This is a genomic window from Lacibacter luteus (assembly GCF_004118265.1).
In the GTDB taxonomy this organism is placed as follows: Bacteria; Bacteroidota; Bacteroidia; order Chitinophagales; family Chitinophagaceae; genus Lacibacter; species Lacibacter luteus.
Genome location: NZ_SDHW01000007.1, coordinates 244,297 through 260,599, shown reverse-complemented (window position 1 = coordinate 260,599; position 16,303 = coordinate 244,297). Strand labels below are relative to the sequence as shown.

The following is a 16,303-nucleotide window of genomic DNA, read 5'->3' as shown; positions in this document are numbered from 1 at the left end:
CAGCAATGAAAACAATACTTCTTCTTTTATGCATTACACTTTCTGCGGCGGCTGTAACAGCACAAAGCAAGTACTATACAAAAAGTGGTAAAATCTATTTTGATGCCACTTCGCCAAAATCGCCTGAAAATGTAAATGCAGTTAACAAAAGCGTTATTTGTGTACTGGATAGTAAAACAGGGAACCTTCAGTTTTCTGTTTTAATGAAAGGCTTTGAGTTTGAACGAGCATTAATGCAGGAACACTTTAATGAAAACTATGTTGAAAGCAACAAGTTTCCGAAAGGAGAATTTAAAGGAGTTATCAGCAACAACGGTGCGGTAAACTATGCGAAAGATGGTGTTTACCCGGTTAAAGTAAGTGGCAAGCTTACCATACACGGCGAAACAAAAGCCATTGAAACAAACGGCACCTTAACAGTTAAAAACGGAAAGGTTACTGCTACTGCAGAGTTTGTTGTAACAATAGCAGACTACAAGATTACAGTTCCGCAGCTTGTTGCAGATAAAGTAGCCAAAACAGCAACTATAAAAGTTGATTGTATGCTTGATGTACTTAAACAATAACACATAAACTGCATGACTATGAGAATGTTTTTTTTATTGTCTATGCTGCTATACAGCATTGCCGGCGCAGCACAGGAAACAGAAGATCTTCTAAAGCTGGTTGAAAAAGAAAAGCCAAAAAAAGAGTATGTAAAGTATGCATTCAAATCGCCACGGGTTATTAACGGACATTCAATGGAGTTTCTTGCGCCGGGCACAATGGACTTTCGCATTCTTCATCGCTTCGGCCAGGTTAATGAAGGGTTTAAAAATTTTTTCGGGTTAGACCAGGCAAGTATGCGTATGGGATTCGATTTCGGACTATACCGCAACCTGATGGTTGGCGTTGGCAGAAGCACGTTTAGAAAAGAACTTGATGCTTTTGCTAAATATGCACCCATCATGCAATCAACAGGTACAAAAAATTCTCCTGTTACAGTTGCATTGGCCGCAGGTATTACCATGCATACAGAACCATGGGCCGACCCTTCAGCTAACAATCACTTCTCCTCCCGCCTCGGTTATTATTACCAGGTAATTGTTGGCAGAAAATTTTCTGAAGCATTATCCTTACAACTTACACCAACAATGGTGCATACCAACCTTGTTCCGGTAAGCACACAGCCGAACGATGTATTTGCAATGGGCCTTGGCGGCCGTGTAAAGATTACCAACCGCATTGCACTAACAGCCGATTACTATTACTTATTTAATGGCAGAGAAAAGGACTTCAACTACAATCCGCTTTCAGTGGGTATCGATATTGAAACCGGTGGGCACGTTTTTCAACTGCATTTCTCCAATGCAACGGGTATGAACGAGCGGGCCTTTATTACCGAAACGTATAATACATGGGGCAAGGGAGAAATCCGTTTCGGGTTTAATCTTTCACGCATCTTCCAGATAAAAAAACAGAAACAGAGTATGTAATTGGCAGTAACTTTAAAAAGGCTGACCGAAAGGTCGTCTTTGCGAACCTCAGTGAAGCAATCGTTGTTTAATGCAGACTGCTTCGTTCCTCCGACGCTCTGGCCGGAGTTTTAAAACTCGCAGTGACGATCTTTTAGACAGCTCTTTAATTTTTTTATGGAAAAATTGAAGGTCTGCATCTCATCAAAAACCTACTGCTATGGCTTCACCACTTTCAGTTTCAATTGTACACCCATCGTACAACAATTTAAAAAAGATAAGCCCTGTATTACATTTCCTGGCAGGCGCTGTTTTTCTTGCCGCCGGCTCCTACGAGTTTCGTATGGATAACCGTATTACCGCCTTTTGCGAAATTGTTATTGCCATTGATGTAATTACTGTTGCCTTTCTTCGTGGCTTTGCCGAAGAATCGAGCCGCCTTAATGCCACCTTCCGCTTTATTGAAGTGTTGGTATTTGGAGGGCTAACCATTCTGGCCAGCCTCGATCAATCGTGGGCAACTGCTGCATTTCTGCTGCTGGCTACGGGCATGTACTATTATGTTTTTCATTGCGAAAAGAAAGTGATCCAAACCGAGCGGGTTTCAGTACATCATTTAGGCGTAACGATCTCGCATTTCCCAAAAGATAAAGAAATTGAATGGGAGCAGATTCAAACGCTGGAAGCCCTGCCCCACAGCATTACTATCCACACCGCAAAAAACAAAATTCACCGTTTTGAGTTTCAAAAAGCAATTGCTTTCGATGAACTGGAACAAATTCACGAATTTTGCAGTCATTATCTGAAAAGTGAATAGTGAATGGTCAATGGTGAGTAAGCCAAGCCGCACATTCACCATTCATAATTGACAATTCACTATGGCTTTAGATCATTCTCCCTATTTGCTTTATTCCGACGGGAACGGAAATATTTTTGAAGACACAACCCTTTATGCTGTTGGGCGTGAAGGTTGGGATGCATTTCCTGTACCTGAAGAAGATTGGATCTTATTACCCGATGGTGGTAACCTGTACGAATTGCCCGGCCGTAAAGGCATTGGTATTGATGTGGAAACAGGCGAAATGCGTTTGTGCGAAAAAGGTTGGGCCGTAGCAGCATTTGTTCCGCCGGCACATACCAGTTTGTATTTTGCCGCATTCGAAAGTGAACCCGATGCAGAAACACTTCCCCTCTTCTGTTATACTGCTGCCGGTTGGCACAACAATCAGTTTTATGTAACAGCTGTGCGTATTGAAGATGATATCCGCCAGGAATGCAAAGGCTATGATGATGAAAAGATCGAAAGCGGTGCTGAATCCCTGGTAAAAAACTATCCGCATAACCGTTTGGTAAAACATTTAATGGAAAACTGTTGCCAAACGTACAATTGCCCTGCTGCAAGAAATTTTGCTATGGGTCGTTGGGAGTGCCCTATTCCTATTTCACCTGCATGTAATGCCAACTGTATTGGTTGTATCTCTTTTCAGCCGCAAGAAGAAACCATTCAAAGTCCGCAGGATCGTTTAACGTTTAAACCAACTGCCGAAGAAGTGGTTGAATTTACAGTGCCGCATCTTGAAACAGCCCCTTACCCGATCGTTTCATTCGGACAAGGTTGCGAAGGTGAACCTTTGCTGATGTGGGAAACCATGCGTGAAGCAATTATTGAAATACGTAAGCATACGAAAAAAGGCAGCATTAATATCAACAGCAACGGATCGAACCCTGCTGCTGTAAAAGCATTGTGCGAAGTTGGATTAGACAGTATTCGTGTAAGTACCAACAGCGCACGCAAACATATTTACGAAGCGTACTATCGGCCCAACAATTACAGCTTTGAAGATATTGTTGAGAGTTTGAAAGTGATGAACAGCTTTGGTGGATGGACGAGCATTAACTACTTTGTATTTCCGGGCATGACCGACAGTGTGGAAGAATATGAAGCATTACGTAAACTGATCAAAGAAACAGGATTAAAAATGATTCAGTGGCGCAATTTCAATATTGATCCCGATTGGTATCTTGGTAAACTCGGTGTTACAGAAACCGGAGAAATCATGGGTGTAAAACAATTACAGGAACTGATTCGTGAAGAATTTCCCGATCTGAAGTTTGGTTATTTTAATCCGCCGATTGAACGAATTAAAGGAAACTACCAGGAAGATTTTGCGCATTGGTAAACTGCTGTAAGGACATCGCAGATGTCAGAAAGGATTTACTAAAGTCCATTAAATTTATTTATGCAGGACACGTTTCTTTTAAATTTTGATATCAGCTACCGGGAATATGCAGGTTCACTTTTGCGTTATCTACTAAAAAGCAAATACCTGAAACTATTTTTGGTATTCATGCTTATACTTTCGGTTGTGTCATTGCTTCTTGGCTTTGTTACAAGTACAGAAGCAAATCTTATTGTAAGTTTAATTTCAAGTTTAGCGCCAATCGTTATACTTCTCTTTTTTGCACCATTCTTATTTTTAGTTTTCACAGCAATTATCTATTTCTCAAATTCACCTATTTTCAAACCTGTTAATATAGAGTTTAATCATTGGGGAGTAAATCGGTTAAGTGACAGAATAAACTTATCGAAACCCTGGCGTGAAATCGTAAAAGCGGAAGAAACAAAAACAGCCTTTCATATTTACGTCAGCAAAAATGATTTTATCATAATCCCTAAAAGAGCTTTTAAAGACGAAATTGAGATGAATAACTTTGGTTATTTTTTATCAACCAAAACAGAATTTAAATTATAGTTGAAAATAAAAATTCAATGACTGCGAAAAGGGTTGCCAACTTTTATCCTTCGACAAGCCCAGGAGTTGGTAATCCTTTTCCATTCTGTATACTTTCCGTAAGTTGAGGTTTGTTTTATGCAACGTCCCAACCATATACTTCCATTCATTGTGCTATCGCAATTTGCCGGTACTTCTTTATGGTTTAGTGGTAATGCCATTCTGCCCGAGATCAGCAAAACATTTCAACTGCAGCAAGGAGCTTTGGCACTGGTTACTTCATCGGTATTGATTGGATTTATTATAGGCACATTTGTATATGCTGTTTTTGCCATTGCCGATCGGTTTAAACCATCCCGGGTCTTTTTTCTTTCGTCGGTTTTAGCAGCATTGGCGAATCTTATTATTCTCTTACCACAACAGCAAATCATCAGTCTGCTTCTTTCACGTTTCCTGGTGGGCTTTTTTCTTGCAGGCATTTATCCGGTTGGTATGAAGATCGCTGCTGAGTGGTACGAAAAAGGATTAGGCAAAGCATTAGGCTACCTTGTTGGAGCATTGGTATTGGGCACTGCTTTTCCGCATTTATTAAAACAATCGGGTTGGGAATACGATTGGCGTGTTGTATTGCTCATCACATCATCCTTTGCAAGCGTTGGTGGTTTACTCATTCTTCTTTTTATTCCACGTGGACCATTTGCAAAAACCAGTCTGCATTATTCGTTTACTGCATTTAAACAAAGCTTTCAGTTTGCCAACTTTCGTGCTGCATCGTTTGGCTATTTCGGTCATATGTGGGAGTTGTATGCGTTCTGGGCTTTTGTACCGATGTTGCTTACACTCTATGTAAACAAACAGCATGCTCAGCTTAATGTACCGTTTTGGTCGTTCAGCATTATTGCTGCAGGTGCTGTTGGTTGTGTAGTCGGTGGTTATTTAACCAAACGATACGGCAGTGCAAAAGTGGCGTTTGCTGCGTTGTGTATTTCTTGTGTCTGTTGCATGCTGGCTTATTTCAGTTACAGTTTACCGTCGCACTTGTTCTTGTTCTTTATGTTTGTTTGGGGCATTGCAGTAGTAGCCGATTCGCCGCAGTTTTCTTCTATTGTTGCACAAACAGCCGTTGCCGAAAATAAAGGTGCAGCCTTAACCATTGTTACCTGCATTGGTTTTTCCATTACAGTTGCCAGTATCTATTTGCTTAATTATTTGTTTGAAGCGTGGCTGCAATCGCCATGGGTATTATTGCTGTTGGCCCCCGGACCTTTGTTTGGCTTGTGGAAGTTGTATCCGTTGCTGAAAGAAAAGACGTTTCAATAAAATTTCAACACAGAGAACAGAGTTTAAGAGAAATAAAAGCCATCTATGAATAGTGAGGCATAGATGAATGAATATTGTGAATCACTTCATTCAACTCCTTTTCTCTTTTCCTCTGTGTTGAAAGTGTATTCACTGAATATATGCATAAACAACTTCAGCCCGGTATCTTTGTCAAATGAAGCATGGGGATCAACCTAATTTATCACTTGGCATTTTACTGGCAGTAGCAGCAACTATTATCTGGAGTGGAAACTTTGTTGTTGCACGTTCCGTTATTCATTCTATACCACCAGTAACATTGGCATTCTATCGTTGGGCAACGGCAGTAATCATCTTAACGCCTGTGGCATGGAAACACATTAAACCGGCGTGGCAAATTGTAAAAGAAAACAAAGCCTATTTTTTCTGGACCGGTTTAACCGGAGTAAGTCTCTTCAACACTTTTGTGTACATCGCCGGGCATAGCTCAACGGCAATCAATCTTGCATTGATCGGCACCACCTCCTCACCCATCATGTCGGTAATACTCGCCGCTTGGTTCTTAAAAGAACCGGTATCGTGGAGAAGGTTGCTGGGTATGTTACTTTGCATTGCTGGTATTCTTTTCCTGTTGAGCAAAGGCAGTTTTCAAAACCTTTTGCACCTACAGTTTAACAAAGGTGATGCATGGGTTTTACTTGGTGCGTTAAGCTTTGCTGTCTATAACATCTTTGCAAGAAAACGTCCGCAGGCTATTTCGGCACTTGGCTTTTTGTTCTTTGTATTTCTTATGGGTGCTGTTTTACTTTTTCCGGCTTATATAGCTGAGGCAGCTTATGCAGCACGGGTACAATGGAGCATGCAAACTGTTTTGGTTATTCTATATCTTGGTTTGGGTGCATCGGTTATTTCGTTTCTGTTCTGGAACCGATCTATTAAAGAATTGGGTGCAGGACGTACTTCTTTGTTTGGCAACCTTATTCCAATTTTCAGTACCATGGAAGCCATTGCAATTCTGGGCGAGAAGATCAACTATATTCACATTGTAAGTTTCCTGCTCATTGTAGCCGGACTTATTGTTGATAACAGTGTATTGCTAAAACGAAAGTAACAGATGCAGAAAGTCGTCATCATTGGTGCAACATCAGGCATTGGCCGTGCATTGGCAGAACAATTTCTGCGCCATGGCGATATGGTGGGCGTTACCGGTCGCCGAAAACAGTTGCTTGATGAATTGCAACAACAATATCCCCATCAGGTAAAAACGGCTGTGTTTGATGTTACAGGAAATGAAAACAGAAAGCATCTTCAACAACTCATCGATGAGTTGGGTGGCATGGACATCTTCATTTACAACAGTGGTTTTGGTGAAGCAAGTAAAGAACTCAGCTGGGAGAATGATGAACAAACCACACGCATCAACGTGAACGGCTTCATTGATACAACTAACTATGCTTTCAATTATTTTGTACAACAGCAACACGGGCAGATCGTTGGTATCTCATCCATTGCTTCCTACCGTGGCAGCAGCTGGGCACCTGCTTACAATGCAAGTAAAGCGTACATGAGTAATTATCTTGAAGGCATTAGCATTAAAGCCGGACGGTTGAAAAAGAACATTGTTGTTACCGATATTCAACCCGGTTATGTACAAACAGATATGGCGAAAGGCTCTCAGCTATTTTGGATTGCTCCATTGCAAAAAGCAACGGACCAAATCTTCAACGCTATCGTCCGTAAAAAAAGACGTGTACAGGTAACCAAACGCTGGGCATTGATTGCATGGTTGTTGAAGTGGGTTCCATATCAACTGTATAAGAAGATCGGTTAATGAGAATGTAAAGGTTTTCTTAAAGCTTGGTTTACACTGTGCAATCGGGCACGGTTTTCCATCGTTAAAGAGAAAAGAAGTAATTTCGATGAACCAAGCAATAACCATGAGCGCAACAGACAATCAAAAAAATGTAAAAGCAGCCGCAGTAACCATTGTGGTGCATGGCGTACTGTTGTTTTTATTTTTCATTATCACCATTGCTATGGCTGTTCCTGCTCCTCCGCCTAAGCCCGAAGAAGGCATTGAAGTAAACCTCGGCAACAGCGATATTGGTTTTGGCGATATTGAGCCCATGGTTCCCGGCGACCCCGCCCCTGAAGTTGCACAGGAAGAAGCTGCACCTCAACAACAGATTGAACAACCTGTACAGGAAACTGAAAAAGAAGTAAGCGAACGGGACGATCCCGAAACTCCTGAAATAAATAAACCGGCTACCGTTACAAAGCCAACGAAAGTTATACCGAAAGAAAATCCGCCGGTAACATCGCCCAAGCCGGCAACAACAACTGTTGCAAATCCTAAACCTGCCCCGCCTCAAAAACCGAAAGCAGTGTATGGCGGTGGTACAGGAACCGGTGGTAATAACTCTGATACTTATAATAACAGCCGTAACCAGGGGATTGCAGGTGGCACCGGCAATCAAGGTAAACCGGGAGGCAATCCTAACAGTGACAACTACAATGGAAACGGTGGCACAGGAACAAGCGGCGGCCCTCGTGTTACAAGTGGCAACCGAAAAATCATTAAATACTATTCATTCTCAGGCGATCTTGATAAAGCAACTATTTATGCCATTATTAAAGTGTCGCCCGAAGGTCGTGGTACATTTGTACGTATTGGTCCACGTTCCACTTCTTATAGTCAGGCATACGCAACAGCCATTACCGAATACCTGCGTAATATTCAATTCGATAAAACTGAACAGGAGTCAACTGTAACAGTCCAATTCAACTTTAAAGTGAACGATTAAGCCGTATGTTGAAACTATTCAAATGGCCTTTGTTACTTTTCCTCAGTGGTTTTCTTGTTACACTTTTCGGCGCATGGGCCAAAATTCTTCATTTAAGCTTTGCTGAAGTTTTATTGACAGCCGGCATGGCTATACAAGCCGGTGGTATCATTTATGCCATGTATGTTTTGGTGAAATCGAAATAACTGCCCTATTCTTAGTTCCCTTGGCAGCTTCCCGCCACACAACCTGACAACGGAAATCACAAGGTAAAACCACAAAGTACTATTACTACGTATATTTTTTTCGTAGCTTTAGAAAATCACCCTGATTCGTCGTATTGAAAACTGTTTTCGTAACCCGTTTAAACTGCTCAGAATGAAAAGGCTAAAACTTCTTTCATTTTTGAAGAACATTTCAACGCTTGTTCAATCCATTAAACGCATCGGCTACTCCGAAGAAATGGATAAAAACGAGCAGCTTCGCCTTGGTATTTTCAATCTACTTAACACCATTGGTTTTCTCACCGGCATCAGTATAACAGCCCTTGCCATTCTTAACCAGGGTTACCTGCCTGTTATTGCATGGATCGTTGCCGCATCGCCTGCCTTTATCAGCCTTGTAGTACTTATTGCCAATCATAAGCGACTGTACAATTTTGCAATGGTTTGGTATTTTATCATGTACCCAACAGTTACATCGTTGGTATACATCGGCAACATTGATGTGGGCATTGAGTTGTTTTTTATTTTGTACGGTGTTTTTGCTGTTTTCTTTTTGCAGGAAATTAAATACCTCGCTCTTGTTATTGGTTTTATTGTGGTTTGTTATTTTATGGTGTATGTAGTACAGCGTAAGTACGAATTTGTAATAGCCGATATTAACTACCCCTTCTTTGTATTTAACCAGGTTCTTTCTTTAATTCTCATTTTTACCGGTTTGCTTCTTATAAAAAAAGAAAACAAAGAATATCAACAGGAAATACTCGAAAGCAATGAAGATCTTAACAGGTATAACCAGGAAATTGAACAACAAAAAGAAGAGCTGCACGAGTTAAATAATCTTAAAACAAAACTCTTCTCCGTTATTTCTCACGATATACGCACGCCAATGTATGGCCTGCGGAATTTGTTTAAAGGTGTAGAAGAATATGATTTGCCTGCAGAAGAAATTAAACTGCTTATTCCTGACGTAGTGAAAGACTTGCAGTATACTACCGACCTGATGGAAAATTTGCTGCAATGGGCTAAAAGCCAAATGAAGGGTGAAGCGCTTTCGCCACAGTTGATCGATATGAATAAACTCATTAACGATGTACAACAGGTTGTGCGTTTGCAGGCAGAAAATAAACAGGTGTACATAAAGTCGAAAACAAACAAACCCGTTTACATCTATGCCGATAAAGAAATGATTGAAGTTGTGTTACGCAATCTCATCAGCAATGCTATAAAGTTTACCCCAAAGGAAGGCGAAATAATTGTTGATGTAAAAGAAAGCGATGAACTTGTTGAAGTGTTTGTACAGGATACCGGCACCGGAATGAGTGAAGAAAGCCGGCAAAAACTTTTTGGCGACGAACATTTTACGACTAAGGGAACAGCAAACGAAGCCGGTACAGGGCTTGGCCTGATGATCTGCAAAGAATTTTTGAAAAAAAATGGCGGAAACATTCGTGTGCAAAGCGAACTTGGTAAAGGCAGCACATTTGCATTTACGTTACCACGGGCCTGATCCTTGTTGAAGTAATATATGCATCTATCTTTGCGGCATGACTTACCAGGAGACGATCAATTATCTCTTTACCCGGCTTCCGATGTTCAGCCGTATTGGTGCTGCTGCTATAAAAAAAGATCTGCACAATACAATTGCTTTATGCGATGCTTTAGATAATCCGCAGCAGCATTTCAAAACCATTCATATTGCCGGTACCAATGGTAAAGGTTCTGTTAGTCATATGCTGGCGGCTATTTTACAAACAGCCGGCTACAAAGTTGGTTTGTACACCTCTCCTCACCTGCACGATTTTCGTGAACGCATTAAGATCAATGGCGAAATGATCACAGAAGAATATGTGATCGGTTTTACAAAACGTATTCAACCGCAGATCGATTTGATTGAACCTTCATTCTTTGAAATAACCGTAGCGATGGCCTTTGAATATTTTGCAAAAGAACAGGTGGATATTGCTGTTATTGAAACAGGATTGGGCGGAAGGTTGGACAGCACCAATATTATTACACCCGAGCTATCGGTTATTACCAATATCGGCTGGGATCATATGAACCTGCTTGGACATACACTGGAGAAAATTGCAAGTGAAAAAGCAGGAATCATCAAACAACAGATTCCGGTTGTTGTTGGCGAAACATTACCCGAAACAAAACCTGTATTTGAAGCAAAAGCAACAGCAATGCAGGCGCCATTGCATTTTGCATACGAACAGTTTTCAAATCTGAAAAAAGAAACAGTTGATCACAAGCTGCTGTTAGATATAAACGAAACTGCATCGAACAAACAATTGCATTACACACTCGATCTGCCGGGCATTTATCAAACAAAAAATATACTTACTGTACTTTCTGCTGTTCGACAACTGCAACAGCTAAATTTCAGCATTACAGAAGCGCATCTGCAAACGGCATTGGCTTCAACAAAAAAGATCAATGGCTTGCATGGTCGCTGGGAAGTATTACAAAGCAACCCAACGCTTGTGCTCGATGTGGGACATAATGAAGACGGCATCAAGCAAATTGTTGCGCAACTTGCAGAAAGCAGCTACAGGCAACTGCATATCATCATCGGTATGGTAAAAGATAAAGAAGTAGAAAAAGTGCTGGCCTTATTGCCACAAGATGCAAGTTACTATTTCACGAAAGCACATATACCAAGAGCATTACCCGAAACCGATCTGCAACAAAAAGCAGCAGCATTTAACCTCAATGGTATTTGTTTTGAAAATGTAAATGCCGCTATTGCAAATGCTTTACAAAATGCACAAAAAGAGGATTTGGTATTGGTATGCGGAAGTGTGTTTTTGGTTGGGGAAGTTGAATGGTCAATGGAACGTGGTGAATAGTGAGCAGCGCCGTACTTTGTAATTTGTACCTCGTAATTTTTAATACTTCAACTCTCCTATTTTTTCCAACGCATACATCAATGCTGTTACATGCATACTCTGTATGAGTTTGTTTTCACGCAGCAGTTGTTTTACTTCATCAATGGAACAAAGCAACACTTCAATATCTTCAGCTTCGTCGAGTTGTTGTTCTTTTACCTTAACACCACCTGTTGCCAGGTACACATGCATGAGGTTATTATTGGTTGATGGATTGGCAGATGTATTGCAGAGAAATTCGATCTTCTCAAACTGGTAACCGGTTTCTTCCAGTAATTCTCTTGCACAGGCAGCTTCGTAATCAACATCTGTTTTATCTACACAGCCACCGGGAATTTCTAAAATGGTTTGTCCCAAAGCATGCCGGTACTGCCGTACAAGAATGACCTGCTGATCGGTTGTAAGCGCAACAGCCGTAACCCAATCGGGAAATTCGTATACATAATACGGCTCCACAATTTTACCATCGGGCCGTTCGCATTTATCTACACGCAGCGTAAGCCAGTTATCTGTAAAAAGGTATTTTGAAGCGAGCGTCTTCCAGTTCATGATTGGTTCATTGTTTATTGTTCATGGTTCATAGTTAAGGCAGATCGGCTGCTATGAACCATCAGCCATGAACTATGAACTGATTTCACCATCCCATCCGCTCTCTTAATGCAGTAATATGTGCTGCATGATGTTTGCCATGCCACGCATACATGCCCAGCAAAAACCAGAGATCGAATTGTTTTTTTGATTGCGAGTGAATATAGGTCCGCTTAAAGTCTTCTGCACTTAAGTTTGCAAACAATACATGCAGCTTGGCATGTATGGTATGGATCATTGTAAGCGAAACATTTATGGGTAGCTGTGTATACTCCGCTGTCTTCGCCCATGCTTCTTCATCGTAGCCCATCACGGTTGGGTTCTCTTCTGTAAGCGTAAACTTTAAACGGCTCAATGCATTTAAATGACTGTCGCTTACATGATGCACCACCTGCTTCACCGTCCAGCCACCATCACGATAAGGCGTGTTCAGTTGTGCTTCATCTAAATTCTCAATTGCTTTTTCGAGTAAGCCGGGTAAGAATTTGATATCAGCCAAACGCTCTTCACGCAACGCATCGCTGTAAGGAGCAGGTTCGTATTGTCCAATGGGATAACGTAAGTCCATAATTGTTCATCGTTTATGGTTAATAGTTCATAGTCAATCCAATGTTCTGCCATCAGCTATTAACTATGAACCATCAACCGTTTCTTATTTCTTCACCGGAATTACTTCCAGCAGTTCCAATTCAAATACGAGTGTAGCACCACCTGGAATATCGCCACCGGCACCACGATCGCCATAACCATAATCACTTGGAATGAACAGTTGCCATTTACTGCCTGCAGGCATCAACACCACTGTTTGTTTCCAGCCTTCAATTAATTGGTTTAACGGATAGATTACAGGCTCTCCACGTTTATACGATTCATCAAAAACAAAACCATCGAGTCTTGTTCCTTTATAATGAAACTTGATGGTGTCTTCTAACAATGGTTTTGGTCCTGTACCCTGTGTAATAATTTTGTATTGAACACCACTTGGCAATTCAACCACACCGGCTTGCTTTTTATTTTCGGCAAGAAATTTTCTTCCTTCTTCTTTTACAGCGCCATTCTTTTTGGCCATGTATTCCTGTAATTTTTGTTGTATCGTCATGTTTGCAGTATTATCATCCATTAATGGTGTACCGTTTTTTTTCATTGCATCTGCAATGCCTTTGTTCAACGCAATGTAGCTGAGGTTTTCAATACCCTGTGCCTGCATGTTACCGCCAATGTTTAAACCAATAGCATAGCTTAAACTGTCAATACCGTTTCGTAACAATGGTTTGGGAGCTGCGGGTTTAGCCGCTGTTTTTGTAGTTGTTGTTTTTGCAGCAGGTTTCTTTACTGCAGGTTTTGAGCTTTGTGCTGTTGCAACAGTTGCAGCTAGCAACCCTACAGTAACAAAAGAAAAAATACGCATGTGCTTTGATAATTAAAATTTATTCGCCACGCAATGCATGGCCGGTTAGTGAAATAAAAACATCTTCCAGGTTGGCAGCTTTCATTTGCTTGGGTCGTTCAAAACCGGTTGCCAGCAATTGATCAATGAGCTTACCCGGTGTATCCAGCGCCACAATGTTTCCACTGTCGATGATGGCTACACGGTCGCAAAGATATTCGGCTTCATCCATGTAATGGGTGGTAATTATAACAGTGGTACCACGTGCCTGGATATTTTTTACCAGCTCCCATAAATTGCGTCGGGCTTGTGGATCGAGACCGGTAGTTGGCTCGTCGAGGAAAACGATCTTCGGTTCATTTATAAGTGTGGTGGCAACAGAAAAACGTTGTTTCTGTCCGCCACTTAACTCTTTAAATTTTGCCTTTGCCTTTTCTTCGAGATTAACGGTTTTCAACAGCTCCATCGCATTTACTTTGCGGTTATACAAACCGCTGAACAGCTGAATAAGTTCTGTAAGATTAAGCCCGGGATAGTAACCCGAAGTCTGCAACTGCACACCAATGATCTGCTTAATATCATTGAACTGTGTATCGAGGTTAAAACCATTCACCAGCACTTCACCGCTTGTTTTCTCTCTCAGCGTTTCAATAATTTCAAGTGTGGTTGATTTACCTGCGCCATTGGGTCCAAGTAAACCAAATATCTCCCCTTCATACACATCGAAACTAAGACCTTTAACAGCCCGGAAGTTTCCGTAGTTTTTAACGAGGTTCTTTACTTCAATTATTTTCTTCATTCTGCCTGCGAAGGTAAACGGAACAAGGCGGATTACGATGCATGCTTAGCTAAATATGTATCCAGCTCATCCATCATGTTTTTGCTGCCGATAAACATGGGCATACGTTGATGCAGTTCGGTTGGCTGTACATCAATAATGGGGATAATGCCATTGGTTGCTCTGCCTCCCGCCACTTCCATAATAAATGCAAACGGATTGCACTCGTAATTTAAACGGAGCTTACCGTTCGGACGATCGATTGTTCCGGGGTACATAAAAATTCCGCCTTTGATAAGACTGCGGTGCACATCGGCCACCATGCTGCCGATATAACGTTGCGTATACGGACCGCCGTTGCTTTTATCTTTTTTCTGGCAGGTATTGATGTATTCCTGCACGCCTTTTTCGTAACGGAAAAAATTACCGTGATTAACGGAGTAAATATTGCCATCGGGCGGACATTGAATATCGGGATGACTTAAACAGAATTCGCCAATAGACGGATCTAATGTAAACCCATTCACGCCCCTGCGTGTTGCGTACACCATCATGGTACTGCTGCCATACACCATGTAACCGGCAGCAACCTGGTTACGTCCTTTTTGCAGAAAATCTTCCTGTGTACAAGGCTTTCCTCTTTCGCTTACACGACGGTATACACTAAAGATGGTGCCGATGGAAATGTTTACATCAATATTACCACTGCCATCCAGCGGATCGAACATCACAACATATTTTGCGTTGTTGCTGATCTCATCATCAAACACCACAATATCATCCAGCTCTTCGCTGGCAATACCTGCACAGCTGATGCCGTGCTGCAATACTTTCATGAATTGATTGTTAGCAAAAATGTCGAGTTTCTTTACATCTTCGCCCTGAACGTTTACGCTGCCGGCATCGCCCAGTATATCTACAAGACCGGCTTTGTTTACTTCTACATTAACACGTTTGGCGGCAAGACCAAGATCCCGGAGCAGGCTACTCAGTTCACCTGTGGCTTGTGGGAAATTGCGTAACTGCTGGATGGTGAACTCATCCAGAGTTAATACTTTTCTGTTTACACTCATATAGCTATCGTTTAGAAATCGTTTGCGACAAATGTAAGGTAATAAGTACGATGATAAAACCGATCCTATACTGTCCTGCTGTTTTAACAACAGAAAACACGAAGCAGTCGCATCATCATTTATCTTTATCTGATGGAATGGTTACTCATTATTGCCGGAATTGTTCTTGCAGTTATAGGTATTGCAGGCAGTATATTGCCTTTAATTCCCGGGCCGCCGATTGCCTACGCAGGTTTATTACTGCAACAGTTAAGGAACGATGCGCCTTTCGGTACAGGCTTTCTTATATTTTGGGCAGCGATCGTGGTTGTTTCGTTGGTGCTCGATTATTTTATTCCTATTTGGGGTACAAAAAAATTCGGCGGAACAAAATACGGTGTATGGGGATGTACGCTGGGATTTATTGCTGCGTTCTGGCTCGGACCGTGGGGAGTTATTTTAGGTCCGTTTGCAGGAGCATTTATTGGTGAAATGATTGCACAGCAAAACTCAAACATTGCATTGAAAGCTGCATTAGGCTCATTTGTTGGATTTCTTGCAGGCAGTTTTTTGAAACTGATCATCTGCTTTTTTATGCTGTATTATATTGTTACAGCCATTTGATACTATCCCACTTTAAACGTAAAATACTTTTGCGAAAAATAACTGAAGGCCACTACAAAAAATGTTGTGCAGATCTTAGCTAACGTAGCATACATGTGAAAAGTTTCAACAAATACTTTCAGAAAAAAATAGTTCAGCAAAATTGCACCTACTACTACGATCATATACTTGGGTAGTTGGTCCCGTTTACGAACAGCACTGCCTTCAAACACTACATAACGACTGAGAAAAAAACCAACAGGAAACGTAATAATGAACGACATAAGGAAAGCAGCAATATGCGGGCTCAATGTCATAACGGGTGTATGCACCATCTCCTTATGTAAAATGAAATTATAGCTGATGTAAAACAGACTAATATCGAGCAAGGTATTACCTCCTCCACAGGCAGCATAACGAAAGGTTTGCAAAGGCATCAGCTTTTTGAATGGCGGATAAAACCAGTCAATAAACGCATGTATAAACGAAACGAAACTGTTAATCATGGAAGC

At 41.3% G+C, this 16,303-nt stretch carries 19 protein-coding genes; 13 read left to right on the top strand and 6 right to left on the bottom strand.

The features are described from left to right. Positions 1–5 precede the first annotated feature (5 nt). The 12 genes from ESA94_RS19315 (at position 6) to ESA94_RS19260 (ending at position 11,344) form a co-directional block, all read left to right on the top strand. Complete coding sequence (locus ESA94_RS19315) at positions 6–566, top strand: YceI family protein (protein ID WP_129132589.1); 561 nt, start codon at positions 6–8, stop codon at positions 564–566. Positions 567–584: 18 nt separating this feature from the next. Beyond that, positions 585–1,475: a DUF5777 family beta-barrel protein gene (locus tag ESA94_RS19310; RefSeq protein ID WP_240671107.1), complete on the top strand. Its 891-nt coding sequence runs from the start codon at positions 585–587 to the stop codon at positions 1,473–1,475. A 199-nt stretch (positions 1,476–1,674) separates the two neighbouring features. Beyond that, positions 1,675–2,271, top strand: coding sequence for a hypothetical protein (locus tag ESA94_RS19305; RefSeq protein ID WP_129132588.1), 597 nt, complete (start codon positions 1,675–1,677; stop codon positions 2,269–2,271). Positions 2,272–2,332: 61 nt separating this feature from the next. Next, positions 2,333–3,634 (top strand): radical SAM protein, encoded by a 1,302-nt coding sequence (locus tag ESA94_RS19300; protein WP_129132587.1) that lies wholly within the window; start codon positions 2,333–2,335, stop codon positions 3,632–3,634. Between the two features lie 60 nt (positions 3,635–3,694). Further along, complete coding sequence (locus ESA94_RS19295) at positions 3,695–4,207, top strand: YcxB family protein (protein WP_129132586.1); 513 nt, start codon at positions 3,695–3,697, stop codon at positions 4,205–4,207. A gap of 117 nt (positions 4,208–4,324) precedes the next feature. Then, positions 4,325–5,506 (top strand): MFS transporter, encoded by a 1,182-nt coding sequence (locus tag ESA94_RS19290; protein WP_129132585.1) that lies wholly within the window; start codon positions 4,325–4,327, stop codon positions 5,504–5,506. A 175-nt stretch (positions 5,507–5,681) separates the two neighbouring features. Beyond that, complete coding sequence (locus tag ESA94_RS19285) at positions 5,682–6,596, top strand: DMT family transporter (protein WP_129132584.1); 915 nt, start codon at positions 5,682–5,684, stop codon at positions 6,594–6,596. A gap of 3 nt (positions 6,597–6,599) precedes the next feature. After that, entirely contained in the window at positions 6,600–7,316 is a 717-nt protein-coding gene (locus ESA94_RS19280) for an SDR family NAD(P)-dependent oxidoreductase (RefSeq protein ID WP_129132583.1), read from the top strand. Between the two features lie 88 nt (positions 7,317–7,404). Further along, positions 7,405–8,289, top strand: coding sequence for an energy transducer TonB (locus tag ESA94_RS19275; protein ID WP_129132582.1), 885 nt, complete (start codon positions 7,405–7,407; stop codon positions 8,287–8,289). 5 nt (positions 8,290–8,294) lie between these two features. Continuing rightward, positions 8,295–8,474: a GldL-related protein gene (locus tag ESA94_RS19270; RefSeq protein WP_129132581.1), complete on the top strand. Its 180-nt coding sequence runs from the start codon at positions 8,295–8,297 to the stop codon at positions 8,472–8,474. A gap of 172 nt (positions 8,475–8,646) precedes the next feature. Then, positions 8,647–9,999, top strand: a complete 1,353-nt coding sequence (locus ESA94_RS19265; protein WP_129132580.1) for a sensor histidine kinase — start codon at positions 8,647–8,649, stop codon at positions 9,997–9,999. A gap of 37 nt (positions 10,000–10,036) precedes the next feature. Further along, on the top strand, positions 10,037–11,344 hold the full coding sequence (locus ESA94_RS19260) for a bifunctional folylpolyglutamate synthase/dihydrofolate synthase (protein WP_129132579.1): 1,308 nt from the start codon (positions 10,037–10,039) through the stop codon (positions 11,342–11,344). A gap of 39 nt (positions 11,345–11,383) precedes the next feature. On the opposite strand, the gene ESA94_RS19255 is transcribed toward ESA94_RS19260, so the two are convergent. The 5 genes from ESA94_RS19255 to fbp all read right to left on the bottom strand — a co-directional run bounded on the left by ESA94_RS19255 (position 11,384) and on the right by fbp (position 15,209). After that, on the bottom strand, positions 11,384–11,932 hold the full coding sequence (locus ESA94_RS19255) for an NUDIX hydrolase (RefSeq protein ID WP_129132578.1): 549 nt from the start codon (positions 11,930–11,932) through the stop codon (positions 11,384–11,386). 85 nt (positions 11,933–12,017) lie between these two features. Continuing rightward, positions 12,018–12,539, bottom strand: a complete 522-nt coding sequence (locus ESA94_RS19250) for a YfiT family bacillithiol transferase (protein ID WP_129132577.1) — start codon at positions 12,537–12,539, stop codon at positions 12,018–12,020. An 84-nt stretch (positions 12,540–12,623) separates the two neighbouring features. Beyond that, positions 12,624–13,379, bottom strand: coding sequence for an FKBP-type peptidyl-prolyl cis-trans isomerase (locus ESA94_RS19245; RefSeq protein ID WP_129132576.1), 756 nt, complete (start codon positions 13,377–13,379; stop codon positions 12,624–12,626). A gap of 19 nt (positions 13,380–13,398) precedes the next feature. Continuing rightward, a complete protein-coding gene (locus tag ESA94_RS19240) occupies positions 13,399–14,157 on the bottom strand; it encodes an ABC transporter ATP-binding protein (protein WP_129132575.1) in 759 nt (252 codons plus the stop codon). Between the two features lie 32 nt (positions 14,158–14,189). Beyond that, positions 14,190–15,209, bottom strand: coding sequence for a class 1 fructose-bisphosphatase (fbp, locus tag ESA94_RS19235; RefSeq protein WP_129132574.1), 1,020 nt, complete (start codon positions 15,207–15,209; stop codon positions 14,190–14,192). A gap of 132 nt (positions 15,210–15,341) precedes the next feature. On the opposite strand from fbp, the gene ESA94_RS19230 reads away from it, so the two are divergent. Beyond that, a complete protein-coding gene (locus ESA94_RS19230) occupies positions 15,342–15,812 on the top strand; it encodes a DUF456 domain-containing protein (protein ID WP_129132573.1) in 471 nt (156 codons plus the stop codon). Between the two features lie 2 nt (positions 15,813–15,814). On the opposite strand, the gene ESA94_RS19225 is transcribed toward ESA94_RS19230, so the two are convergent. Beyond that, the gene (locus ESA94_RS19225; protein WP_129132572.1) at positions 15,815–16,297 is read right to left on the bottom strand and encodes a GtrA family protein; all 483 of its coding nucleotides are present in this window, start codon (positions 16,295–16,297) and stop codon (positions 15,815–15,817) included. Positions 16,298–16,303: the final 6 nt, after the last annotated feature.